This window comes from Dactylosporangium sp. NPDC051541 (genome assembly GCF_044454505.1).
Lineage (GTDB): Bacteria > Actinomycetota > Actinomycetes > Mycobacteriales > Micromonosporaceae > Dactylosporangium.
Genome location: NZ_JBITDU010000011.1, coordinates 199,628 through 222,289, shown reverse-complemented (window position 1 = coordinate 222,289; position 22,662 = coordinate 199,628). Strand labels below are relative to the sequence as shown.

Sequence of the window (22,662 nt, the reverse complement as noted above, 5' to 3'; positions counted from 1 at the left end):
ACCAGCAACGATCGCGATGTTGCCTGTCACGCCGCCGCGTGGACCTTGGCAACCACCTGTGAGCCTTCGGGAGCCGGCCGGCGGCTCCGGCGCACGCCGGCGAGGACCACCAGCAGCAGGCCGAACACCGCCCACGCGGCCAGCACCCAGACGTGCGGCGCGGCCCCGGCCCCGTCGAAGAAGGCCGTGCTGCGCAGGAGGGAGCCGGCCGCACCCGGCGGCAGGTACTGCCCGAACGTCCCCCAGCCCGACGGCAGCATCTCCGGCGCGCTGGTGAGACCCGACAGCGGATTGCCCAGCAGCATCATCGTGGCCGCGCCGAGTGCCAGCCCCCGCACCCCGAGCAGCGACTCCAGCCCGAGGATCGCCAGCGCGGTGGCGGCGATGGACAGTGCGACGACGCCGCTGTTGCGCCAGAAGTCGCCTTCGAGGGAGCCCAGCCAGTACTGCAGGATGCCGACCAGCGCCAGCCCGCCCGTGACCGCGAAGGCCAGCGCCCCCGCCACCCGCCGCCCCATCCCGACGATGAGGCTGGTCAGCAGCCCGGCCGCGATGATGCCGCCGAGCACCAGCGGCAACGCCCCGGCCGCGAGCCCGGCCCCGCGCGGATCGTCGACCGGCAGCGGCACCAGATCGCGGACCGCGACCTCGGACTGGTTGCCGGCCAGCCCCTGCGCCACCTGCTGCAGCGCCTGTGCCACGGCCGGGCTGGCGGCGGAGGCGATGATGAGCTGGGGCTTGCCGCTGGTGAGGTCGATCGCCCCGTACACCTCGCGATCCCTGATCAGCCGCTCCGCCGCCGCCGTGTCGCCGACGGTCCGCACATCGAACGCCCCGGGCCGCTTGCTCTCGAGCTGCTGGACGACCTGCGCGGCGACCGGCGCCGGCCCGGCCACGGCCAGCGGAATGTCGTGCACGCCGGCCCGGGTGGCGGGCCACGCGAACGCCACCATGATGAGGCTGAGCAGGGCCGTCAGCAGCAGCACAGCCGCACCGACCCGGCCCCACCCGGACGACTTCCCACGCTCCTGAGCGGCCATGCGAGTCTCCTAAAAAGAACGTTCGTTCGCTGTTTTTAGACTCCCCTGCTTGCTGTCGCCAGTCAAGAACGAACGTTCGCTTTAAGATGCGACTCAGCTCACGACTGCTTGCCTCAGCGCTCCGAATCCGGCGTTCTGTAGTGGAGGTACATGACGCCGTTGGCGAACCGGCGCTCGTCGACGAGCTCGAGATCGGTGCGCAGGCCGCTCGGCAGCCCCGGCTTGCCCCCGCCGAGGACCACCGGCCACACGAACAGCCGGCACTCGTCGACCAGCCCGGCCCGGAACGCCTGCGCCGCGAGGTCGGCGCCGCCCACGGTGAGATCACCGCCGGCCGCCGCCTTCACCTCCCGCACCGCGGCGGGGTCGAACCGCCGTTCGAGCCGGGTGTCGGCCGTCGGCACCGCGGCCAGCGTCGTGGAGTACACGACCTTGCTCGCCGCCTGCCAGACCCGCGCGAACTCGGCCATGGCCGCGGACCGCGCGGCCAGGGTGGTATCGGTCTCCCAGGTGGCCATCCCCTCGTACAGCCGCCGCCCGTACAGCAACGTGCTCACCGATCGCAGCTGGTCGGTGTAGAACGCGAACAACTCGTCGTCCATCGGCAACCAGGCGAACACGCCGTGCTCGTCCTCGATGTAGCCGTCGAGCGACAGGTTCGTCAGGTAGATGAGCTTGCCCATGCCGGTCCCTCTCGGTGGTCGATCGCACAAGATCCTGCACCTGTTCTACGAACGACCGCCGGCCAATGCGACACCGGGCTTGGTTTCAGGTGGTCCGGCCGCCTGCTTGGGCGACTCCGCCGATTCGGGCGCCTCCGCCGACTTGGGCGACTCCGCCGATTCGGGTGACGATGCCGGCTCGGGTTCGTGTCGCGGTCGCGAGGACCGACGACGGGCGGCCGAGCCGGTCGCCCTGGCGGACCTCGACGCCGCCGTCGCCGGACGTGTCGAGGAGGTGGGCGGCCAGGCAGCCGGCGCTGTTGGCGTTGGCGATGTCCTCGTCGACACCGATCGCGGGGGCGAACATGCGGGCGTCGGCCGTGCTCGCAGCGTCCGCCCTCTTCGCAGCATCGGCCGTTTTCGCGGTGGCGGCCGTTTTCGCGGTGGCGGCCGTGCTCGCGGTGGCGTTCGTGCTCGCGGCGACGGTCGGTGTTGCGGTCGGTGTTGCGGTCGGCGACAGCGCGTAGGTGAAGCAGCCGAGCAGGCCGAGCCGGCGGCACTCGTCGGCCAGCCGGGCGAAGTCGGGCCGCATCGCCGCCAGCGTCCGGCGGTCCCGGACGGGCACGAGCAGCCGCGGCGTGCCGGGCGAGGCGATCCGCAGGTCACCGGCGATGACGTCATCGGGTGTCAGTCCGAGTGCCGCGACGATGCCGCCGCTGACCGCGCCGGCGCCGTCCCGCAGTGCGATGACGCCCTGGTCGAACCAGACTTCGACGCCGCCGGGCCGGCGGGTGGCGGTGACCTGGAAGGTCCGGTTGCCGGTGCGCTGGCACCCGTGGTGCTCGGTGGCCCCGCTGCGGTGCAGCAGGACGGCCTGCGCGGCGATGATCCCGTGGCCGCAGTTGGCGAGCTCACCCGCGGCGGTGAAGAACCGCACGGCCACGACATCGCCGCCGCCGGTGCCGACGAACACGGTGTGTGACGTGCCGGCCGCCGCTGCGATCGCGCGCCGTTCGCCGTCGGTGCGCGCAACATCGTCGATCACGACCGCGGTGGGGCTGCCACCGCCCCCGTCGCGGGTGCAGGCGTCCACCACCGTGGCCTCGACGCGGTCCATGCAGCGCACGTTAGCGATTCGCTTTTCGAAGCGCCAGGGCAGCTACGCCCCACCATCCTCTGTCATTTCGGAAGCCCACGCGTCGGACCAGCGGACGAGCGGCCGCAGAGCCCGATATACGCCGTGCCCGAGCTCGGTGAGCCCGTAGGCGGTGTCCGCCTGCTGCCGGACGAGACGGGCGTCGAGCAGCTCGGTCAGCCGCTGCCGCAGCACGCTGGAGGACATGTTGTCGCAGCGCTGCCGCAGCGCGCGGAAGCCGACGGGCCCGTCCTGCAGCTCCCAGATGATGCGCAGGTTCCACCGGCGCCCGAGCAGGTCGAGGGCGGCCATCAGCGGACGTCCGGTGCTGGACCCCCGCACCGGCCGCCCGGGCCTGGGTGTCGTCATTGGCCCCGCCCTCTTGTCGCTTCGATATCCGACACAGTAACGTCCACCCCGACCGATTCGATTTCCGAAGCGGAGGACGTCATGCACAAGCTGGTGGTCCTGTATCCCGAGCCCGCCGACCCCGACCACTTCCGGCACTACTACGTGACCACCCATCTGCCCTTGGTCACCCGCCTGCCCGGCCTCCTGGCCTGGCGCTACAGCCTCGACGTGACAGCAACGCCGGGCCAGACCCCATACTTCGCCGTCTTCGAAGCCGACTTCGCCGACGCCGAAGCAATGACCGCGGCCAGAACCTCACCCCAGGGCCGCCAGGTAACCGCCGACGTCCCCAACTACACCACCGCCAGCCCCACAGTCATCCATTACGAGGTAAACCGAACGACAAGCTGAACCGGCCCGTCGGTGAGGGGGTTGAAAGGTCAAGAATCAGCAGCGGCCACGGCAAGCGGCTTCGCCACGAAGCAGGAGGTGGCGCAACCAGCGAGCAGCAGATACACCACGACCCGGGCCGGTAACAACCGGACCCGAGCCTCGGTTCGCCTGGTCGAAGCCAGGACATCATCGACCATCTCGAACGGCACCAACCGGGTCAGCTCACCTCAGTGTCGACCGCGAGGTGGCGTTTGCGGCCGTTGATCTTCTTGCCGTTGTCGAAGCCCCGGGTCGCGGCGGCGACGGTGTCGGCGGCCTTGACCGATTGCGTCCATGATGCCGGCGGTCGGTTGCACGTCCCGGCCGACGCCGGTCCGCAGCCGGGCCCGGAGCCGGTCGACCAGCAGGTGTGGCAGTTGCCGTTCGCTCCAGCGCTGGAAGAACGCGTAGACCGCTTCCCACGGTGGGAAATCGATCGGCAGCGCCCGCCATTCGATACCGTTGCGGACGATGTAGCCGACCGCGTCGAGCATCGCGCGGAGGTCGTGGACCATCGGCCGGCCGGCAGCCCGGCGCAGCTGGTCCATCACCTGTCGCGCGTGCGGCTGCAGGACCTTCCACTGCGCATCGGTCAGGTCGGACGGATAGCGGCGGACCCGGTCCCGACACAGGCAACCAGGGCAGGTGGAACTAGCGCCGGGCACGGCCGGCAGGTATGAAGACATCTACGGGTTCTTGGTAGGACGGGCTGACTAGAGACCTCCCATCTACCAAGAGCCCGCCTTCTATGTCTCCGGACACGCCGCAGGTTGACCACGTCGACATCAACCACCTCGCCCAGACCCTTTACCAACAGGCACTTAGACCACTGCGATCAGCTCTTCCTAAGCCCGGGCCGCTCGAACCGGCCCCCGCCGAAGCCTCGCGGATGCCGAATGACTCCCCGCGCGGGGGAATTGCTCGAACCTCAACCGAGACGATGCCCAGCCGGACGTGCGATGGGGGGCGTGGGTGGGCTAGCCCCCCACTGGGGAGCGAGCAACGCGAGCGCGAAACATCCACCGCAGCCACGGCAAGCGGCACCCGCCGCGAAGCAGGGGGTGGCGCTGCGGTGGCCCCGGCGCGAATCGAACGCGCGACACCCGCTTTAGGAGAGCGGTGCTCTATCCCCTGAGCTACGAGGCCTTCGTGCTGCAGGTCGAGTCTAGGGGAAGGTGGGCATCGACCGAAATCGCGTATCCGTGCAACCTCCGGCCGGGTGGTGCTCGTTTCAGTCCGACCGATGGGGGAGGGCGATGCGAAGACAGGCGCAGGACGAGTACGTCGAGTATGTGACCGGGCGGCTCGGGGCGCTTCGGCGGCTGGCGTTTCTGCTGTGCGGGGACGAGCACCGGGCCGATGACGTCGTGCAGCTCACGATCGAGAAGCTGTACCGGCGGTGGGCTCGGGTGAGTGCGGTGGAGCACCTCGACCAGTACGTGCGGCAGATGCTCGTGCGCACGTTTCTCGATGAGCGGAAGCGGCCGTGGGCGCGGATCGGGCTGTTCGCCCGGGCGCCGGAGAAGGAACGGGCGGCGGCGACTGAGATCGAGACGGGGCTGGTCGTGCGGGCGGCGCTGGCGAAGGTGCCGCGGCGGCAGCAGGCGGTGCTGGTGCTGCGGTACCTGTGTGACCTGCCCGTCGACGAGGTCGCGGCGATCTTGAGTTGTTCGCCCGGGACGGTGAAGAGCCAGGCGGCTCGGGGGCTGGCGGCCATGCGTCAGCTCGTCGGTGATGACCTGCAGAGGACGGTGTGAGATGGATGACGACGACCGGTTTGGGATTGATCTGCTGACGCCGCTGCGGCGGGATCCGCTGGGGCCTTCGGCCGTTGACGTGCGGCGGGCCGTGGCCAAGGGGGAGCGGCGGCAGGCCACGGTGCGGGCGGCCGCGGCCGGGGTTACCGTGCTGGCAGTGCTCGGCGGGGTGTGGGTGGTGACCGAGCGCGGCGGTGCCGAGCCCGGCCCGGCACCGGCGGCGAGTGTGCCGTGGGGGCCGCCGGCGCCCCGGGCGTGCACGCCGAAGCAGCTGGAGAACCCGCCGAAGTACCCGGCGATCGCCCAGGTCCAGGGCGGGGACCCGACCGGGCGGTATCTGATCGGGCTGGTCGCCGCCGGCTATGACCGGGACGGCCACAGCGGCGGCGGGACATACGGGTGGTGGGAGGACGGGCACTGGCACGACCTGGACCCTCAGGGTCGCAACCCGACGGACGTCAACTCGCGGGGCGTGATCGTCGGCACCCGGCCGCCGACCGAGTTCCCCGACGCCGGCACCGCCTGGGTGTACAAGGACGGCCAGGTGCGGGACCTCGTTGGCGCGAAGGCGGCGGCGGTGGGCATCAACGACAAGGGTCAGATCGTGGGTTACGTCGGCGGGTCAGGGGTGATGTGGACCGTCGACGACCCGAATCCGGTCCCGTTGAAGGTCCCCGCCGGGTATAGCGGGCCGGCCCGCGTCGGGGGGATCGACGAGGACGGGACGGTGGCCGGCGGGCTGAAACGAGACGGTCACGACGTGCCGGTGGTCTGGCTGCCCGGCGGAGAGGTCAAGCCGATCGACGCGGTGGGCGGCGACGAGGACGTTTCCGCCGGCGCCATCCGTAATGGCTGGGTGATTTTGAGCGGCACGGACCGGCAGATGCTCTGGAATCTGCGCACTGGCGGTGCACCGGTGGAGATGGACCGGTCCATCACCACCGGGCCGAACGCCTCGGGCTGGTACGTCGCGCAGACGTCCGCGGCCGCCGAGCTCGTGACGCCGCGTGGCCGGGTCAAGCTGGCGCAACCGGCGGAGGCCCCGGTCGGCCCACCGGGTGCCCTCGCATCCAGCAAAATCCAGGTGCATGCGATAAGTGACGATGGGTCGCTGATCGCCGGCGAACTACCGGTCACGAACCAGGCAGACCACGCGATCGCGTATGTGTGGACCTGCCGATAAGGGCACGGGCGCGGGCCACCTTCACCGCCTCGGTGAGGGTGGCCAGGTCGTAGGCGCCGTAGTGGCGCTGGCCGTTGATGAAGAAGGTCGGGGTGCCGCTGACACCACTGAGGTCCGCGGACTCCACGTCCTGGTCGATCCGGGCCGCGTGCTGGTGCCTGCGCAGGTCCTCGTGGAACTGCTCGCGGTCCAGGCCGAGGCGCTCCGCGTAGTCGACCAGGGCCATCGGCTTGAGCTCGTCCTGGTGGTCGAGGAGCAGGTCGTGCATGGGCCAGAACGCGCCCTGCGCGGCCGCCGCCTCGGCCGCCTCCGCCGCGAGCTGCGCCTGCGGGTGCACATCGGTCAAGGGCAGATGCCGCCAGACGTACCGCAGGTCGGTGTCCGACAGCAGTTCGCGCACGACGGGCTCGGCCTGGCCGCAGTAGGGGCATTGGAAGTCGCCGTACTCGACGACGGTCACGGACGCGTCGGCGGCGCCCCGGACGTGGTCGACGCTCACATCCACCGGCGGGATCAGGTCGACGAGGACCTCGGCGTCGCCGAGCAGCGCCCGGGCCCGCTTGTGCTTGGGGAGGCGGGCCGTCATGCGGTACACCACGAACGTGAGCAGCGACGCGATGACGGCGGAGGCCAGCACGCCCAGCTTCGCCTCGGCGAGTTCGTCCCCCGTGAACGCCAGGTTGGCGATCAGCAGCGACACCGTGAACCCGATCCCGGCGATCGTGCCGCTGCCGAGGACCGCCGCCCAGCCCGCACCGGGGCGGATCCGGCCCTTCGAGAGCCGGGTCACGGCCCAGGAAGTACCCACGACGGCAATGGGTTTGCCAACAACGTAACCGGCCAGCACACCGAGCGTGATCGGCGAGGTGAAGGCCCGGGCCAGGAAGGTGGCATCGATCGGGATGCCGGCGTTGGCCAGGCCGAAGAGGGGCACGATGAGGTAGCTCGTCCAGGGGTGATACATCCGCTGCAGCCGGTCGTTGGGCGACAGCGTCCGGGTGAGGCCGATGGACGCCGAGCGGGCCAGCTCGGGCGTCGGCTGCTCGCGGAACAGCTTGAACAGGCCGCTGGCGGCCTCCAGCGCGCCGCGCGCCGGGGTATACGCGGTTGCCGTCAGCCCGATCGCCAGGCCGGCGACGACGGGGTCGACACCGCTGCGCAGCATGAGGTACCACAGCAGCAGGCAGAACGGCGCATAGAGCACTCCGCTGCGCACCCCCAGCGCGCGCAGGCCCAGGAGCACCCCGAACACGGCCACGGCCAGCAGCAACGGCATCACCGCGATGTGCTCGGAATACGCCACCGCGATCACGATGAGCGCCACCAGATCGTCGACGACGAATACCGTCAGGAGAAAGACCCGAGCCTGCTCCGGTACCCCCTTGCCGACCAACGCCAGCAGCCCGAGCGCGAGCGCCGTGTCCGTCGACATGGCCACACCCCAGCCGTGAGCGCCACCGCCAGCGAAGTTGATCGCCAGGTAAACGCCGACCGGCAGCACCATCCCGGCCACCCCGGCCGCCAGCGGCAGCAGAAACCGCCGCCGGTCCCGCAGGTCCCCGAGGTCCAGTTCGCGCCGCGCTTCCAGCCCCACCACCAGGAAGAACAGCGTCATCAGGCCGCTGTTGACCCACGTCCGCAGATCGCTCGCCAGCGCCCAGGAGCCGACCTTCAGCGCGAGTTCGGTGCTCCACGCCCGCTCGTAGCCGTCCGCGTCCACGTTCGCCCACACCAGCGCGGCGACGATCGCGCCGACCAGCACCCCGGCGCTGCCGGACTCGGTCGCCATGAAACTGCGCAACGGCGCGGTGAAGTTCCGCCGCGTCTGGGACACCTCGCTCACAACGCCGCAGTCTAGGCTCGTTGATCGTGGGGATACGAGTGGTGATCGCCGACGACCAGGAGATGGTCCGCTCCGGGCTGCGGCGCATCCTCACGGCCGCGCCCGACATCACGGTCGTGGGGGACGCGGCGGACGGGGTCGCGGCGCTCGAACTGATCCGCGCCGTGCGGCCCGACGTCGCCCTGCTCGACATCCGGATGCCGCGGCTGGACGGCCTCGAAGTCACCCGCGCGCTCGCCGGCGGCCCCACCCGGGTGGTCGTCGTCACCACGTTCGACCTCGACGAGTACGTCTACACCGCCCTTCGCAACGGCGCCGCCGGCTTCCTGCTCAAACGCTCCGGGCCGGCCCTGCTCACGGAGGCGGTCCGGGCCGCGTACTCCGGCGAGAGCCTGATCAGCCCCTCCATCACGGTGAAGCTCCTGCGCCATCTGTCGGCACCCCGGCCGTCCTCACCCGAGCCGCTCACCGAACGAGAACTGGAGATCGCCGCCCAGGTCGGGGCCGGACTGACCAATGCCGAAATCGGGGAACAGTTGTTCATTTCCGCCGGTACCGTCAAAACGCACGTATCCGCGGTGCAGCGCAAACTCGCGGTGCGCAATCGGGTCGGGATCGCGGTCTGGGCCTGGAACAACGGGGTTGTCGCGCCGTGAAGGCGCTCTGGCTGCTGCTGCTCATCGTGCCGGTGCTGTGCGGGTTGCCGTTGACGAAAGCGCCGGGGGCATTGGTCAGTATCGCGGCCATGCTCGCCGTCGCCGCCGCGATCAAACCCTCGTGGTGGTGGCTGGTCCTCGGATCGCTGGTCGTGACCGCCGTCTATCCGATTGTGTATCCGGATCAGCCGGAGGCGGCCGGGCTCTGGTTCATGTTCGAGTTCACGCCGTTGCTGGTGCTGCTGGCGCGGCTGGTTCGGCGGGGGCTCTGGACCGGACTGATCGTCGGGGTGGCCGTTGTCGTGCTGCCGCTGCGGATGTCGTTCCCGTTGAACGGGGTGGTGCTCACCGTCGCCTCCGCGTTCGCGTGTGCGGTGGGGGCGGCCGGGGTCGGGCTCTATTTGCGGGGGCGGGATCGGGCCTTGGAGGCGGCTCGGCGGGCGCAGCGGCTCGAGCTGGCGCGGGACCTGCATGACCTGGTCGCGCACGAGGTCACCGGGATCGTGATCGAGGCGCAGGTGCCGGAGGCGGCCTCCTACGCCCGGATCGAGGCGGCCGGGCAGCGGGCATTGGCGGCCATGGATGAAATGGTGGCGGCTCTCCGGTCCGCCCGCGTCTATGGGCTGGCCGATGTGCCGGATCTGGTGGGGCGGTTCGGGTCCTCGGCCTCACTGTCCATCGCGCCCGGGGTCTCGTTGTCGCCGGCGGCTTCGGCGGTTGCTTATCACGTGGTTGTCGAGGCGTTGACCAATGTTCGGCGGCATGCTTCGGCTTCGGCCCGGGTGTTCGTAGCGCTTTCGACTACCGGGGTGATCTCTGTTATTTCCGACCTGTCGGATATTTCGGTTACGCGGGCCCACGGCGGGTCGGGGCTCCTGGGGCTGGCGGAGCGGGTGGCGGCCGTCGGCGGGACGTTGACCTACGGGCCGCGGGACGGGCGGTGGGAAGTCGTCTGCGATCTCTCCCGTTCGGCAGATGTGCGCGGCGGCGGCGTTCAGCAGCCTTGAGGCATGCTCGAACTGCTCGACATCACGAAGGTCTACAAGGGACAGAAACGGGCCGTCGACGGTCTCACGCTCCGGCTGACACCCGGACTGATCGGTCTACTCGGACCCAACGGCGCCGGGAAGTCCTCACTGCTGCGGATCGCCGCCACCGTCACCCGGCCCACCAGCGGAACCGTCCGCTTCGACGGCGCCGACGCCGTGAGCCGGCCCGACGCGCTGCGGCGGGCGCTCGGCTACCTGCCGCAGGACTTCGGGGTCTACCCGCACCTGAGCGCGGTGGAGTTCCTGACGTACCTGGCCGCGGTCAAAGGCCTGCCCGCCCGCGCCTCCCGGGCCCGGATCGACGAGCTGCTGGAGCTGGTCAACCTCACCTCCGCGGGGCGGCGGCCCCTGGGCGGGTACTCCGGCGGCATGCTGCGCCGCGTCGGCATCGCCCAGGCGCTGCTCGGGGACCCGCGGGTGATCATCGTCGACGAGCCGACGGCCGGGCTCGACCCCGAAGAGCGGGTGCGGTTCCGCAACCTGCTGAGCTCGCTGGCCGCCACGCGGGTCGTGCTGCTCTCCACGCACATCGTCAGTGATGTGGAGTCGGTGGCTTCCCGGATCGCGGTACTGCAAGGCGGCCGGCTCCGCCTCGACGGGCCGCCGGAGGATGTCGTGCACAGCGTGGCCGGCCATGTGTGGGAAGTGACAGTACCCCCAAATGCGGTTGGTGATTTGCAACAACGACTCCTCACGACCCGCGCCGTCCGATCCTCGTCCGGGGTGCGGCTGCGAATCCTGTCCACCGCCCGCCCGCTGGCCGACGCGGTGCCGGTGACGCCCGACCTCGAGGACGCGTATGTCGGGGCGGTGCGTCGATGATCTTCTCGGTCGCGCTGGCGGACTTTCGGGAACGGGTGCGGCGCCCGGCGTACCTCTTCATGCTGATCTCGGCCATCGGCCTGGGTCTCCTGGCCGTGCCCGCCGTCGACTCGCACTGGTCGGTCCTGGTGATGGGCGGTTACCGGGGCCGGTACACCAGCGGGTACGTCGGGATGGTGACCGCCCTGACCAGCGCGTTGTGGCTCACACTGGTCGGCTTCTACCTGGTCCGCGACGCCGTCGCCCGCGACGAACGCACAGGCGTCGGCCAGCTGATCGCCGCCTCACCGTTGCGCACCTGGGCCTACCTGCTGGCGAAACTGCTGAGCAATGTCGCCGTGCTCGGCTCGATGACCGCCGTTTCAGCGACGACGGCGGTGGTACTGCAACTGCTGCGCGGCGAGTCCATGCGCGTGGATCTGGTGGCGCTGGCGCTACCCTTTGTGCTGATCGCCTTCCCGATGCTGGTCGTCACCAGCGCGGCCGCCCTACTGTTCGAAACCACCCCGCTCCTGCGCAGCGGCCTCGGCAACGTGCTGTGGATCTTCATCTGGATGGTCGGCACCATCGCCGGCCAATCCCAGAACGCCCCGTTCGGTGGCCTCGGCCTACGCCCCGTCACGCTGCCGGCCGGAGCGAGCCAGGACGTGGGCCTCGGCCTGATGTATGTGGACGAGCCACTGCGCGCCTTCGACTGGCCCGGCCTGCCGGTAACGACATCGTTCGTGCTCGCCCGCGCCGAGCTGATCGCGCTGGCCGTGGCCGTCGCCCTCCTGCCGGCGCTGTGGTTCGGCCGCTTCGACCGCCCGGCCCGCCCCGACCGCCCTTCCAGGTTCTTCCGGTTCCCGGCGCCGCGGTGGGGCGGCCCGGGGCTACGGCTGGTGGCCGGCGAAACACAGATCCTGGTGGCGGGGACACCGCTGTGGTGGTGGCTGGGCGCGGCCACCCTGAGCCTGGCCGGCCTGACACTCCCGCGCGGCGCGCTCCTGGCGATAGCGTGGATCTGGCCGGTACTGATCTGGTCCCGCCTGGGCACACAGGCCGCAACCTCCGGGACGGCCGCGATCCTGGCCGCCTACCCATCCCCTCGCCGCCGAGTGCTGGCCGAGTGGACAGCGGGCGCTCTCCTGGCCGCCGCGACCGGCGCGGGCGCCGCGATCCGGATGGCCTGGGCTTCGGACTTTCCCGGCCTTTCGGCCTGGCTGGCGGGCACCCTGTTCATCCCGGCGCTGGCGTTGACTTCGGGCACACTGACCAAGGCCCCCCGATTCTTCCAGGCGGTGTACACCCTCCTCTGGTACCTGATGATCAACGACGCCGACGCCCTGAATTTCATGGGCATCCTGCGCGACGGCCGCCACCCGACCGGCCCGGGCGCTCTGACCTGGACCACTCTGTCGTTGGCCGGCGTACTGACTACCCTGGCGTGGACAACGGTCAAGCAGGCTCGTCGATGAAACGCTTACGTTCGTTCACAGCAAACCTACGACAGCGCCTTCGCGATGCTTGCGACCTGGCTCGGCGCCACGGCGTCCCAGTAGCGGCCGTCGTGGCAGCCCGTCGAGAAGGTCACAACCGCCGGGTCCGGGAGGTGGTCGCGCAAGCGGTGGACGGTCGGTGCGAACGGGTCGGCCGAGCCGATGTCGATGCGCATGGGGACGCCGGACAGTTCGGAGGCGCGGGCGGTGATGTCGTACCGGTCCCACTCCGCCCGCGAGTCATAAGCGCCCGGGTTGACATGTTCGGCGTCGTCGTAGTCGCGGAAGATGGCCGGCGACGAGGCCACCACATAGCTGACCCGGTCCCGGTACGTCAGGGCCGACAGGAGCGCCCCATAGCCGCCCATCGACCAGCCGGCCACCGCGACCCGCTCCGACTCCAGGCCGTACTCAGCCCCCAGCATCGGCAGGAACTCCTCGAACAGCATCCCCAGCGGATCGTCTCCGGATGCCGCGTGCGGATGCCAGTATCCGCCGCCGCCGTCGGCCGCGGCCAGGACGAACGGCCGGCCGCCGGCAGTGACCAGGTCGGCCATCAGGCGTGGGTAGTTCCCGGTGTTCACGGCACTCAGCGCGTCGGAGCCGAACCCGTGCAGCGCCAGGCACACGGGCAGCTTGGCGCCCCGCCGCGAACCCGGAGGGTAGGCCAGGGCGTAGGAGACCGGACGGCCCCGCAGCCGCGACGGGAACGAGCCTATGGACGGCAGCGGCGCGGAAGCGGTCAGCGGAGCCGGGGGCGTCGCGTCGCAGCGGCCCAGAGCTTCGTCGAGCCGGCCCTTGCCGGGCAGCACCGCGTGATCGACGAGTTCGAATCCGGTGACCGCGGCCGCCGCCAGCAGCGCGGCCCCGCCCGACAACACAACGCGCCGGCTGATCCCCATGTGCGACACCGTAGCGACCGATCGATCAAGTCGTTGTCCTAGTGGTTCACAAGTAACCACCAACCGGCGTGCCGCACGGTTCACCCCATGACCACTGCACTGACCTCGCTCCCGGCCGTGGCCGGTCCCGTATATGTCCCCGGCGACGAAGGCTTCGCGGCCGAGGCGTTCTCCTGGAACGTCGCCATCACCCACGAGCCCCTGGCCGTCGTCGGCGCCACGAGCGCGCAGGACGTGGCCGTGGCCGTGCGCTGGGCCGGCACGCTCGGGCTGCCGGTCGCCGTGCAGGCCACCGGGCACGGCGCGGTACGGCCCGTCAACAATGGTGTCCTCATCACGACGAACCGGATGCGCGAGATGAGCGTCGACCCGGTCGCCCGGACCGCTCGGGTGGCGGCCGGAGTTCGCTGGTCCGAGGTCATCGCGGCCGCGGCCCCGCACGGCCTGGCCCCCTTGAGCGGCTCCTCGTCGCAGGTCGGCGTGGTCGGGTACACCCTGGGCGGCGGGGTTGGTCCCCTCGGCCGGAAACACGGCTTCGCCGCCGACCACGTCCGCTCGGTCGAGATCGTGACCGCGGAAGGCGCGCTGCGAACGATCGATGCCGACCACGACGCCGAGCTGTTCTGGGCCGTGCGGGGCGGGAAGGGCAACTTCGGGATCGTCACCGCCATCGAGTTCGACCTGTTCCCGGTGGCCGCGTTCTTCGGCGGCGGCATCTTCTACCCCGGCGCCCACGTTTTCACGATTTTGCGGGTGTACAGCAAGTGGTCGGCCGGCCTCCCCGAGGACATGAGCACTTCGGTCGCCCTGATCCGGTTCCCGGACGCCGAAATGGTGCCCCCGCCGCTGCGCGGTGCGTTCGCGGTCCACCTGCGCGTCTTCTACCTCGGCCGCGAGGCGGACGGCCGGGCGCTGCTGGAGCCGATGCGCGCGGCCGCACCGGCGATCATCGAAGACCTTGCGACGCTGCCGTACCCCGCGATCGACAGCGTCCACCGCGACCCCGTCGACCCGATGCCGGGCCGCGAGCGGGGCGTCGTGCTCAGTGCGCTCACCGAGGAGACGATCGACCAGGTCGTCGCGGCCGCGGGTCCCGACGTCGACATCCCCGTGCCGATCGTGGAGGTGCGCCACCTCGGCGGCGCGTTCAGCCGCCCGCCGGCCGTGCCCAACGCGGTGAGTGGCCGGGGCGCGGAGTACCTCCTCTTCGCCATCGGCCTCGGCGTGCCCGAGCTGGTCCCGGCGGTCGACGCCACGATCAACCGGATCCTGGCCGTGGACGCCACCCCCGGCGGCCTGATCAACTTCTCCGGCGCCGCCGGCCCGGACGCGCTCCTGGCCAACTGGTCCCCGGCCGACCGCGACCGGCTCCTGCGGGTCAAGGCCGAGTACGACCCGGCGAACGTCTTCTCGAGCGGCCAGGCCCTGCGGTCCTGAAACTGCGGCCTGAACTCCTGTCCTGCACCCGGCCCGCACTGCTGCGGGCCGGGTGCCGCGCCGATGTGGCCACCATGCAAAGGTCGGTGCTGCGGACGATGCGACTGGCGATCGCACTCGCCCTGGCGGCGGTGACGGCGGTCTCGCTGGTCCACCCCACGCTGTGGGGTCTGGTGCCGGTGGCCGTCCTCGCCGTGCTCGCCTACTACCTGCACCGCCTGCTCAACCGCGTGGACCGGCAGCACTCGGCGCAGAACGCGCTGCTGCACACCGTCCTGCGCCGGTTCCCGTTCCCGGTCCTGGTGACCGACCCGGCGGGGGACGTACAGTCGGCCAACCCGGCCGCCCTGGACCTGCTGGGCTGGCCGGCCGGGACCCCCGTCGTGGCCGCCGCGCTGCGCCTGCACACCCCGGACGGCCGCCAGGTGAATCTGCGGGCGTTGGCGCTGAACGGTTCGGACACGTGCGAAGCCCGGCTGACCCGCCCGGACGGCACGACCAGCGAGATCCTGATCGAGTCCATCCCCATAGACCCCGGCGCCGGTACTGTCTTCGCCCTCCTCGACATCAGCGCGCAGCGCGTCTTCGAGGAGTCCCTCCACCACGCCGCCTACCATGACGCCCTCACGGGCCTGCCCAACCGGGCCATGCTGTGGCAGCACCTGAACACGGCCGCCGCCGACCATCACCCCTACGCCGTCCTCCTGGTCGACCTGGACGACTTCCGCACCGTCAACGACACCCACGGCCACCAGGCCGGCGACGAACTCCTGACCGCGGTCGCCCACCGCATCCGCGACGCCGCGTACGCCGAAACCCGCACCACCCCCCACCGGGCCGTAGTGGCCCGCCTCGGCAGCGACGAGTTCGCCGTCCTCCTCCCCGGCGCCGACACCCGCCAGGCCAACCACCTGGCCCAAACCCTCCGCGCGACCTTCGACCACCCGTTCCCGACAACCGCCGGCCGCCTGGTCGCCCGAGCCCGCGTAGGCGTCTCGGTCAGCGCCCCCGGCGCCTACCCCGACGAAGCCCTCACCGACGCCGACGCGGCGATGCGATAACCACGGCCATGACAACCAGAAAGGCCAATGGCCGCTGACGGTTGACCACTGCGGAAAACGAGGCGGGCCGCCCCCGGAAGGGGCGGCCCGAAATCCGTCGCTGCGATCAGTTACGGAACGCGTCGGCTACGTCGTTGCCCGCGTCCTTCACGTGGTCGCCGGCCTGCTTGGCCTTCGCGGCGGCGCGCTCGGCGGCGCCCTCGGCCTGCAGGCTCTCGTTGTCGGTCGCGTCGCCGTACTTCTCCTTGGCGGCGCCCTTGAGCTCTTCGGCCTTGTGCTCGACCTTGTCCGTGAAACTCATTGTCAGTCCCTTCCACGTATTCCAGTCACGCCTTGCTGACTAGAGCATTCCCGGGGCGGCGCGTTCGCAAACGCAGGCGTCGTGCTGCCGTCGTCACACCCGTCACGAGGAATGACAGGGTGATCCCCAGTCCCGCGGCGGCGAGCGGGTTGCCGGTGAACACGTTGCCGCCCAGGTAGCCGAGGCCGACGATGTACAGGCTCCACAGCGACGCCCCGACGGCCAGGGCCGGCAGGAGCCGGCGGCGCGGGAACTCGGCGTAGCCGCTGACGAGGGCCACCGTCGTGCGGCCGAGGGGGACGAAGCGGCCGCCGGCGACGATCGCGCCGCCGTGGCGGTCGAGGAGGCGGGCCACCCAGCTGACGGCCTTGGCGTAGCGCTCGCCGCGCAGGAACCGTTCCACGAACCGCCGGCCGCCGCGCCGCGCCACCTCGTGCATGAGCACGTCGCCGACGAACATCGCGGTCGCCGATGCGGCCAGGACAAGGGCCAGGTGCAGGTGGCCGGACGCGGCCAGGGCGCCACCGGCGATCACGCTGGTCTCGGCCGGTACCGCCGGGATGAGGCAGTCCAGCACGAGCAGCACGAAGATCAGCAGGTAGGCCCACCCGGCCATCGCTTCCATGCCTTCAACCCTGCCGGTGTACAGCTCCGGAGTCAGCGGTGCCAGCCCGCCGAACGGCCGGGGGGTTTCCCCTACCCCTAAGGGCCTCGGGCAAGATTGGTCGGATGTGGGCGGAGTTTCGTGAGCACGTGATCCTGGAGGACGACGCCGTCCTGGTGCTGGACAAGCCGGCCGGCGTGTCCGTCATGGGTGAGCGCCACGAGTCCGATCTCGTCCGCATGGCCGCCGACGCCGGTGAGGAGCTGTTCCCGGCGCACCGCATCGACAAGGTGACGTCGGGGGTCATTCTGTTCGCCAAGAACCTGCCGGCCCACGGCGCCCTGACCCGCCAGTTCAATAAGCGCACGGTCGAGAAGGCATACCTGGCCGTGACCGCCCCCGGTGGGCTCCCGGCGGCCGGGGACATCGACCTGCCGCTGAGCGTGGGCCGCAAGAACCGGGTCCGGATCGCCGCGCCGCGGGAGAGCATCGAGCGCTCCGGTGACAGCTGGACGGTGCCGGCGGCGGCGGTGTTCGACACGGTGCCGACGTACCCGTCGCAGACGTCGTTCACGGTCCGCGCCCAGACCGGGGACCGGGCGCTGCTGGAGGCCCGCCCGCACACGGGCCGCCGCCATCAGATCCGGGTCCACCTGGCCTGGATCGGCCACCCGATCGTGGGCGACCCGCTGTTCGAGAAGCAGCCGGCGGGCCGCACCTACCTGCATTCGTGGCGGCTGTCGTTCGACCACGGGGGCGCCCGCGTCACGGTCGAGGCCCCGATGCCGGCCGATTTCACGGTCTGAACAGCTCCCGGCGGCGGGGGTTGGCGACGGCGCGGTAGCGGCCGTCGGGCTCGGGCTGCGGGCTCACCGGGTCGGCGAAGTCGGGGCGGTCGGCCGCGAGCGCCAGGGCGGCCTCAACGCGGGGCCGCGGCCAGTCGAGGGTCAGCGCCAGTTCGGCGGCGTCGCGGGGGGCCGCCGCATGAACGAGGGCGGCGATGACCGTGAGCATGTCGTCGGCGACCGCGGGGTCGTAGTCGAGGGTCATGCCGCGGCTCAGGTCGTCGAAGAAGCGGCCCATCCGCTCCAGGCGGACGCCGGCCGGGGTGTCCGGGCCGTGGAGCGCCGCGCCCTCGCGGGCCGCCGCGGCCCACTTCGCGTGGGCGCGGGCACTGGTGAGCCCGGTGCGCAGCCAGACGTCGTCGTCGATGACATAGCGCTCACGGCGGCCGGCCGGGCGTTCGCGGCGGACGATGTCCAGGGCCTCCAGGTAGGCGATGGACTTCGACACCGAGGCCGGGCTGACGCGCAGGCGGGCGACCAGTTCGGCGGCGGTCAGCGCGCCCGCGTCGGTGGTGACGATGGCGGTGAGGACGCGGGCGGCCATCCGGTTGAGGCCGCTCTCGACCATGAGGGCGGCAAACCGGTTGGCGAAGCCGTCGGCGGCCGATCGCGTCTCGACCGACGAGGCCTGTGTCGCCTGACTGCCGTCGGCGGCCGATCGCGTCTCGACCGACGAGGCCTGTGTCGCCTGACTGCTGTCGGCGGCCGATCGCGTCTCGACCGACGGGGCCTGTGTCGCCTGACTGCCGGGGCCGCCCGGGCGGGGCCGCGCCGCCCGGATCGGGCGTCGGCGGGTCTGGTGGGCCTCGGCCGCGCGGTAGGTGCCCTGGCGGAGGTTGCGGCCCACCTCCCGGGACACGGTCGACGTCGGCCGGCCGAGGCGGCGGGCGATCTCGGCGTAGTCGAGACCGTCGGCCAGCCCGGCCGCGATGTGCTCGCGGTCCTCCCGCGTCAAGCGCGCCCCCGGCATGCCGCCCATCGTTGCATTCAGCACCACCCCATTGCAACGCTATGCAATTCATTCCAGGCCATTGCAACGTGGCATTGCCATCGACCGGGTGGATTTTCTAGTTTCAAAAAATGGAAACACACCCGATTGAGATCGATGGGCTGCGGATGCGGTACGGGGAGCGGGAGGTGCTCGGCGGCGTGAGTTTCCACGCCCGGCGGAGCCAGGTCCTGGCCCTGCTCGGGCCGAACGGGGCCGGGAAGAGCACCACGATCGAGATCCTGGAGGGCTTCCGGATCCGCACCGGCGGGGCCGCGACAGTGCTCGGGGCCGACCCGGCGCGCGGCGACGAACGGTGGCGGGCCCGGGTCGGGATCGTGCTGCAGGCCTGGCGTGACCACACCCGGTGGCGGGTGCGGGAGCTCGTCGCCCATCAGGCCCGCTACTACCCGGGCCGGGCCTGGGACCCGGACCGGCTCGTCGCCGCCGTCGGGCTGACCGGGCACGCCGGGCAGCGGATCGGGGTGCTCTCCGGCGGGCAGCGGCGGCGGCTCGACCTCGCGCTGGGGCTGGTGGGGCGGCCCGAGGTGCTGTTCCTGGACGAGCCGACGGCCGGGCTCGACCCGCACGCGCGGCGCGAGTTCCACCGGCTGATCCGGGACGTCATCGCCGAATCGCAGACGACGGTCCTGCTCACCACCCACGACCTGGACGAGGCCGAGCGGCTGGCGGCCCGGATCGTGATCCTCGACGCGGGCCGGGTCATCGCCGACGGTACGGCCGCCGAGCTGGCCCGGATCGCCGGCCCGGACGAGGTGCGGTGGAAGCTCGGCGCCGAGCAGCACATCGAGACGACGAGCGACGCCACGAAGTTCGCCTACGAGCTGTTCCAGCGCCACGGCCCGGCCGTGCAGGACCTGGAGATCCACCGCTCGTCCCTCGAAGACACCTACCTGGAGCTGGTCCGTCGAGCGGAGGAGCGGCAATGAGCCCCGGATGGCACCGCGGCCTGATCGAGCTGCGGCAGTCGCTGACCCAGCCGGCCGAGCTGTTCAACCACTGCTTCTGGCCCACGTTGATGCTGATCACGCTGTACTTCATGCGCGGCCACGCGGCCCTGCTGCCCTCGATCCTCGGGATGAACGCCGCGATGGGCATGGTCACCATGAGCCAGGGGCTGACCGCCGACCGCGAGGACGGCACGCTGCTGCGGGCGCGGGCGACACCGAACGGGCTCAGGGAGTACCTCCGGGGCAAAATCATCTCCGTCTCCGGCGGGCTCCTCGTCGACCTCACGATCTTCCTAGTTCCGGCGCTGCTGATCGTGCGGGACCTGCCGTCCGTCGACGTGGGCACCGTCCTGTGGGTGCTCGGGCTCGGGCTGCTCGCCACCCTGCCCCTCGGCGCGATCCTGGGCGCGCTGCTGCCGACCGCGCGCGGGCAGGGCCTGCTGACCCTGCCGATCCTGGCCGTCATCGGCATCTCCGGGATCTTCTACCCGATCACGGCCCTGCCCGGCTGGCTGCAGTCAATGGCGCAGATCTTCCCGGTGTACTGGCTGGGCCTCGGCATGCGCACAGCCTTCCTCCCCACCGAGGCCGGCCACCCGCTCGCCACCGCCGCCGTCCTCGCGGCCTGGGCCGTCGCCGGCCTCGTCCTGGCGCCGCGGGTGCTACGCGAACGCCTCATCGGCCAGCACCGCGTGCAACCGAGCCGCGCCGGCCGGGTCCAGGCTCGATAGCGACAGCGGCAGCTCGCGCCCGCGGTCCAGCGCCGTCAGCTGGGCCGCGGGCGGCGTGTCGATGAGGTCCACGATCGGCGCCACCGACTCCGCGACCGGCCGGGCCGCCACGAACGCGAGCGCCCGCAACACGCCGCGCAGCACGGGATTGAGCGGCGAATGGTCACCGCTCTTCGTGAAACCCGGGTGGTACAGCACATAGCGGGCCTTCCCCGAATACCCGGCGCCGAGCAGATCGTTGAGCCGGCCGGCCTGCATTTGGGCCCGCACCATCGAATAGCCGGTCCGCAATTGCAGGTCGTCCCACGCGATCCGCCCTTTGGTGACGCCGACCCCGCCGACATTGACGATGACCGGTGCCGCGGCCGCTTCCAGCAACGGCCGGAGTCCCTCGGCGAGCCGGTGCCGAGCCAGAAAATAGAGCCCGAAGGTGTACTCCAAATGCTCCGACGTCTCCCGCCGAGCCGGGCTGACCCGATTGGCGCAGAGCACGAGCGCATCCACCGCCGAGACCCGCGCATACAACTCGGCGACGACCGCCTTGATGGCAGTACCCCCGCTGAGGTCTTGGTTTATAAAGGTAATTCCGGACGGCAACGTCCGGCCCTTGGCGGCATTGCTGCCGATCACAAACACGTCGTCGCCGCGCTCGAACCGGGCCAGGGCCGTCGCCCGCCCCATGCCATCCGTCCCGCCGGCGATCACCACCGTCTTGGTGTTCATGTGAACAATCTCAGTACGCTGGCCGCAGGCGCGAAAGGAGGCACTTCAATGTTGGATACGCACACCCGTGTGCCCGTGGCCGAGTACGACGCCTGCCCGGTCACCGGCATCGTGCGGCGCATCGGCGAACGCTGGACCCTGGTGGTCCTCTCCCTGCTGTCCCGCCGCCGATACCGTTTCAACGAACTCCACCGCGCCATCGAGGGCATTTCCCAGCGCATGCTGACCCGCACCCTGCGCACCCTGGAGGCCGACGGCCTCGTCGAACGCACCGTGTATCCGACGGTCCCCCCGTCCGTCGAATACGCCCTCTCCCCGAAGGGTGCCGCCCTCATGGAGTCCCTGGCCGGACTGATCGACTGGGCCGTGACCCACAGCGACGCGTAGCGGCAACGACACGCTGGACTGCGGCGCCGTCGTCGACTCTGCCCACCCGGGCCGCGGCAACAACCAGAACACCGGCGCGCGCTGCGAGACCTTCACCGGCTGAGCTCGTACCGATACCAGCGCCGCGGGTCGCCGTCCACGTCGGTGAGTTCGGGACCCACCTTGGCCGGTATCACGGACTCACTCTTTGGGGGCGCCGTTGGGGCACGACGCCTGGCGGGCGTTGCTCGCGACCCGACCACGTTGGGGATCACCAACTGTCACACCATCGACATTGGGTGGGTCCTGAACTCACGAACACAGGAATCGGACGTCGCCTAATGGGCACCGAACTCTCGCCGACAAACGGGTGCCGAAGTCGGCTCTGGCGCGAACTGTGTGATGGGTGCTGGACGGTGATCCAACCGTCAGTCGGAGAACCTGAGTGCCTCGGCGTGCGTGATCAGCTCCGCGACCGTCGGCGGCGCCGTGAGCAGCCCTGCAATCCGCTCCGCGGCGGGGTCGCCGACGGCGTGACAACGCTCGATCGCGGCCGCGACGTCGTATCGGGTGCGTCGTAGCCGGACGTCGGGTCCGAGCAACGCCCAGTACGCGGTGCCCGGCTCCCCGTCGTGGTAGGGCAGGCCGACGCTGCCCGGGTTGACGCTGCGAAGGCCGTCGACGGTACGGTCGAACTGCACGTGCGAGTGGCCGCTGACGAGTGTCGGCTCGGCGAAGCGGAGGCGCACCTCGGCGAGCCGCTGCGCGGGTGTTCCCGGCGTGAGGATCTCGGTGTCGCTGCGCGGCGAGCCGTGGCAGCATCGGACGGGGCCGAGACCGGCGACATCGACGACCACCGTGAAGTGAAACCCGGCCAGCCAGTCGACGACCTCCCCGGAATGCCGCCCCGGCATCCATGCGTCACGCGGCGTCTGCGCCGCCCGGCGTCCGCCGGCGAGCTCGACGACGGCGCGGTCGGCGTTGCCGCGCACCAGCACGGCCCGGTCCCCGAGCCGCTGCACGAGCTCGACGGTGCGCTGCGGCTCGGGCCCCCAGGTGAGGTCGCCGCAGAAGACGACGAAGTCGGCGGCGCGAACGTCGGGCTCGTCGAGCACAGCGGTCAGCGCCGGCACGTTGGCGTGGACGTCGGAAAGCACCGCGATCTGGCCGACCGGACCGAGCCGGGGCGCCGGTCCTTCCCCGTCGCGAGGTCCGTGCAGCACGGGCTCCATCGGTGCACCCTAATCCCTGCCCAGGCTCGTCGGCAGCCCGCGACGCGCGCCGTCGCCGTGCGCAACCGGTGGTGGTCGCCGCCGAGCTCGGGA

25 protein-coding genes, 1 tRNA gene and 1 pseudogene are annotated in these 22,662 nt (G+C 71.0%); 13 read left to right on the top strand and 14 right to left on the bottom strand.

Going from position 1 to position 22,662, the window contains the following annotated elements; all coding sequences use genetic code 11:
* Positions 1 to 26 precede the first annotated feature (26 nt).
* The 4 genes from ACIA8L_RS39310 to ACIA8L_RS39295 form a co-directional block, all read right to left on the bottom strand.
* On the bottom strand, positions 27 to 1,040 hold the full coding sequence (locus ACIA8L_RS39310; protein WP_395912653.1) for an ABC transporter permease: 1,014 nt from the start codon (positions 1,038 to 1,040) through the stop codon (positions 27 to 29).
* 113 nt (positions 1,041 to 1,153) lie between these two features.
* Complete coding sequence (locus ACIA8L_RS39305) at positions 1,154 to 1,723, bottom strand: dihydrofolate reductase family protein (RefSeq protein WP_395912651.1); 570 nt, start codon at positions 1,721 to 1,723, stop codon at positions 1,154 to 1,156.
* Between the two features lie 85 nt (positions 1,724 to 1,808).
* Positions 1,809 to 2,819 carry a PhzF family phenazine biosynthesis protein gene (locus ACIA8L_RS39300; RefSeq protein ID WP_395912649.1) on the bottom strand — a complete coding sequence of 337 codons (1,011 nt, stop codon included), beginning with the start codon at positions 2,817 to 2,819 and terminating at the stop codon, positions 1,809 to 1,811.
* A gap of 42 nt (positions 2,820 to 2,861) precedes the next feature.
* The gene (locus tag ACIA8L_RS39295) at positions 2,862 to 3,206 is read right to left on the bottom strand and encodes a winged helix-turn-helix transcriptional regulator (protein WP_395912647.1); all 345 of its coding nucleotides are present in this window, start codon (positions 3,204 to 3,206) and stop codon (positions 2,862 to 2,864) included.
* Positions 3,207 to 3,287: 81 nt separating this feature from the next.
* Here ACIA8L_RS39295 and ACIA8L_RS39290 point away from each other — a divergent pair, with 81 nt between their 5' ends.
* Positions 3,288 to 3,599, top strand: a complete 312-nt coding sequence (locus ACIA8L_RS39290) for an EthD family reductase (RefSeq protein ID WP_395912645.1) — start codon at positions 3,288 to 3,290, stop codon at positions 3,597 to 3,599.
* An 83-nt stretch (positions 3,600 to 3,682) separates the two neighbouring features.
* Here the strand turns inward: ACIA8L_RS39290 and ACIA8L_RS39285 are convergent.
* The 3 genes and pseudogenes from ACIA8L_RS39285 to ACIA8L_RS39275 form a co-directional block, all read right to left on the bottom strand.
* A pseudogene (locus ACIA8L_RS39285) lies at positions 3,683 to 3,808 on the bottom strand (transposase domain-containing protein); the annotation flags it as partial.
* Positions 3,809 to 4,306, bottom strand: a complete 498-nt coding sequence (locus ACIA8L_RS39280; RefSeq protein ID WP_395912643.1) for a transposase — start codon at positions 4,304 to 4,306, stop codon at positions 3,809 to 3,811.
* Between the two features lie 387 nt (positions 4,307 to 4,693).
* Positions 4,694 to 4,766, bottom strand: a tRNA-Arg gene (locus ACIA8L_RS39275).
* A gap of 110 nt (positions 4,767 to 4,876) precedes the next feature.
* Between ACIA8L_RS39275 and ACIA8L_RS39270 the strand changes: the two genes are divergently transcribed.
* Complete coding sequence (locus ACIA8L_RS39270; RefSeq protein ID WP_395912641.1) at positions 4,877 to 5,377, top strand: SigE family RNA polymerase sigma factor; 501 nt, start codon at positions 4,877 to 4,879, stop codon at positions 5,375 to 5,377.
* A 1-nt stretch (position 5,378) separates the two neighbouring features.
* Positions 5,379 to 6,560 carry a hypothetical protein gene (locus tag ACIA8L_RS39265; protein ID WP_395912639.1) on the top strand — a complete coding sequence of 394 codons (1,182 nt, stop codon included), beginning with the start codon at positions 5,379 to 5,381 and terminating at the stop codon, positions 6,558 to 6,560.
* On the opposite strand, the gene nhaA is transcribed toward ACIA8L_RS39265, so the two are convergent.
* A complete protein-coding gene (gene nhaA / locus ACIA8L_RS39260; RefSeq protein ID WP_395912880.1) occupies positions 6,511 to 8,349 on the bottom strand; it encodes a Na+/H+ antiporter NhaA in 1,839 nt (612 codons plus the stop codon). The two genes, ACIA8L_RS39265 and nhaA, sit on opposite strands and share 50 nt — an antisense overlap.
* 80 nt (positions 8,350 to 8,429) lie before the next feature.
* Here nhaA and ACIA8L_RS39255 point away from each other — a divergent pair, with 80 nt between their 5' ends.
* The 4 genes from ACIA8L_RS39255 to ACIA8L_RS39240 all read left to right on the top strand — a co-directional run bounded on the left by ACIA8L_RS39255 (position 8,430) and on the right by ACIA8L_RS39240 (position 12,387).
* Entirely contained in the window at positions 8,430 to 9,059 is a 630-nt protein-coding gene (locus tag ACIA8L_RS39255; RefSeq protein ID WP_395912637.1) for a response regulator, read from the top strand.
* An 89-nt stretch (positions 9,060 to 9,148) separates the two neighbouring features.
* Positions 9,149 to 10,066 carry a sensor histidine kinase gene (locus ACIA8L_RS39250; protein WP_395912635.1) on the top strand — a complete coding sequence of 306 codons (918 nt, stop codon included), beginning with the start codon at positions 9,149 to 9,151 and terminating at the stop codon, positions 10,064 to 10,066.
* A gap of 3 nt (positions 10,067 to 10,069) precedes the next feature.
* Positions 10,070 to 10,930, top strand: coding sequence for an ABC transporter ATP-binding protein (locus ACIA8L_RS39245; protein WP_395912633.1), 861 nt, complete (start codon positions 10,070 to 10,072; stop codon positions 10,928 to 10,930).
* Positions 10,927 to 12,387: an ABC transporter permease gene (locus tag ACIA8L_RS39240; RefSeq protein WP_395912631.1), complete on the top strand. Its 1,461-nt coding sequence runs from the start codon at positions 10,927 to 10,929 to the stop codon at positions 12,385 to 12,387. The genes ACIA8L_RS39245 and ACIA8L_RS39240 overlap by 4 nt, the downstream gene beginning before the upstream one ends.
* Positions 12,388 to 12,413: 26 nt before the next feature.
* Here the strand turns inward: ACIA8L_RS39240 and ACIA8L_RS39235 are convergent, their stop codons facing one another.
* Positions 12,414 to 13,310, bottom strand: coding sequence for an alpha/beta hydrolase (locus ACIA8L_RS39235; protein ID WP_395912629.1), 897 nt, complete (start codon positions 13,308 to 13,310; stop codon positions 12,414 to 12,416).
* Positions 13,311 to 13,397: 87 nt separating this feature from the next.
* On the opposite strand from ACIA8L_RS39235, the gene ACIA8L_RS39230 reads away from it, so the two are divergent.
* Positions 13,398 to 14,747, top strand: coding sequence for an FAD-binding oxidoreductase (locus ACIA8L_RS39230; protein ID WP_395912627.1), 1,350 nt, complete (start codon positions 13,398 to 13,400; stop codon positions 14,745 to 14,747).
* Between the two features lie 98 nt (positions 14,748 to 14,845).
* Positions 14,846 to 15,808 carry a diguanylate cyclase domain-containing protein gene (locus ACIA8L_RS39225; protein WP_395912625.1) on the top strand — a complete coding sequence of 321 codons (963 nt, stop codon included), beginning with the start codon at positions 14,846 to 14,848 and terminating at the stop codon, positions 15,806 to 15,808.
* A gap of 106 nt (positions 15,809 to 15,914) precedes the next feature.
* On the opposite strand, the gene ACIA8L_RS39220 is transcribed toward ACIA8L_RS39225, so the two are convergent.
* Together ACIA8L_RS39220 and ACIA8L_RS39215 are read right to left on the bottom strand one after the other, a co-directional pair.
* Positions 15,915 to 16,109 carry a CsbD family protein gene (locus tag ACIA8L_RS39220; protein ID WP_395912623.1) on the bottom strand — a complete coding sequence of 65 codons (195 nt, stop codon included), beginning with the start codon at positions 16,107 to 16,109 and terminating at the stop codon, positions 15,915 to 15,917.
* A 25-nt stretch (positions 16,110 to 16,134) separates the two neighbouring features.
* Complete coding sequence (locus tag ACIA8L_RS39215; protein WP_395912621.1) at positions 16,135 to 16,734, bottom strand: DedA family protein; 600 nt, start codon at positions 16,732 to 16,734, stop codon at positions 16,135 to 16,137.
* A gap of 104 nt (positions 16,735 to 16,838) precedes the next feature.
* On the opposite strand from ACIA8L_RS39215, the gene ACIA8L_RS39210 reads away from it, so the two are divergent.
* Positions 16,839 to 17,519, top strand: coding sequence for an RluA family pseudouridine synthase (locus ACIA8L_RS39210; protein WP_395912619.1), 681 nt, complete (start codon positions 16,839 to 16,841; stop codon positions 17,517 to 17,519).
* Here ACIA8L_RS39210 and ACIA8L_RS39205 read toward each other — a convergent pair.
* Positions 17,509 to 18,528 (bottom strand): MarR family transcriptional regulator, encoded by a 1,020-nt coding sequence (locus ACIA8L_RS39205; protein ID WP_395912617.1) that lies wholly within the window; start codon positions 18,526 to 18,528, stop codon positions 17,509 to 17,511. The genes ACIA8L_RS39210 and ACIA8L_RS39205 overlap by 11 nt on opposite strands.
* A gap of 110 nt (positions 18,529 to 18,638) precedes the next feature.
* Between ACIA8L_RS39205 and ACIA8L_RS39200 the strand changes: the two genes are divergently transcribed.
* Positions 18,639 to 19,496 (top strand): ABC transporter ATP-binding protein, encoded by an 858-nt coding sequence (locus ACIA8L_RS39200; protein WP_395912615.1) that lies wholly within the window; start codon positions 18,639 to 18,641, stop codon positions 19,494 to 19,496.
* The gene (locus ACIA8L_RS39195) at positions 19,493 to 20,248 is read left to right on the top strand and encodes an ABC transporter permease (protein ID WP_395912613.1); all 756 of its coding nucleotides are present in this window, start codon (positions 19,493 to 19,495) and stop codon (positions 20,246 to 20,248) included. The genes ACIA8L_RS39200 and ACIA8L_RS39195 overlap by 4 nt, the downstream gene beginning before the upstream one ends.
* Here ACIA8L_RS39195 and ACIA8L_RS39190 read toward each other — a convergent pair.
* Positions 20,180 to 20,971 (bottom strand): SDR family NAD(P)-dependent oxidoreductase, encoded by a 792-nt coding sequence (locus tag ACIA8L_RS39190; protein ID WP_395912611.1) that lies wholly within the window; start codon positions 20,969 to 20,971, stop codon positions 20,180 to 20,182. The genes ACIA8L_RS39195 and ACIA8L_RS39190 overlap by 69 nt on opposite strands.
* A 48-nt stretch (positions 20,972 to 21,019) precedes the next feature.
* Here ACIA8L_RS39190 and ACIA8L_RS39185 point away from each other — a divergent pair, with 48 nt between their 5' ends.
* Positions 21,020 to 21,358, top strand: a complete 339-nt coding sequence (locus ACIA8L_RS39185; RefSeq protein WP_395912609.1) for a winged helix-turn-helix transcriptional regulator — start codon at positions 21,020 to 21,022, stop codon at positions 21,356 to 21,358.
* Between the two features lie 407 nt (positions 21,359 to 21,765).
* Here ACIA8L_RS39185 and ACIA8L_RS39180 read toward each other — a convergent pair whose 3' ends face one another.
* On the bottom strand, positions 21,766 to 22,569 hold the full coding sequence (locus ACIA8L_RS39180) for a metallophosphoesterase family protein (protein ID WP_395912607.1): 804 nt from the start codon (positions 22,567 to 22,569) through the stop codon (positions 21,766 to 21,768).
* Positions 22,570 to 22,662 lie beyond the last annotated feature (93 nt).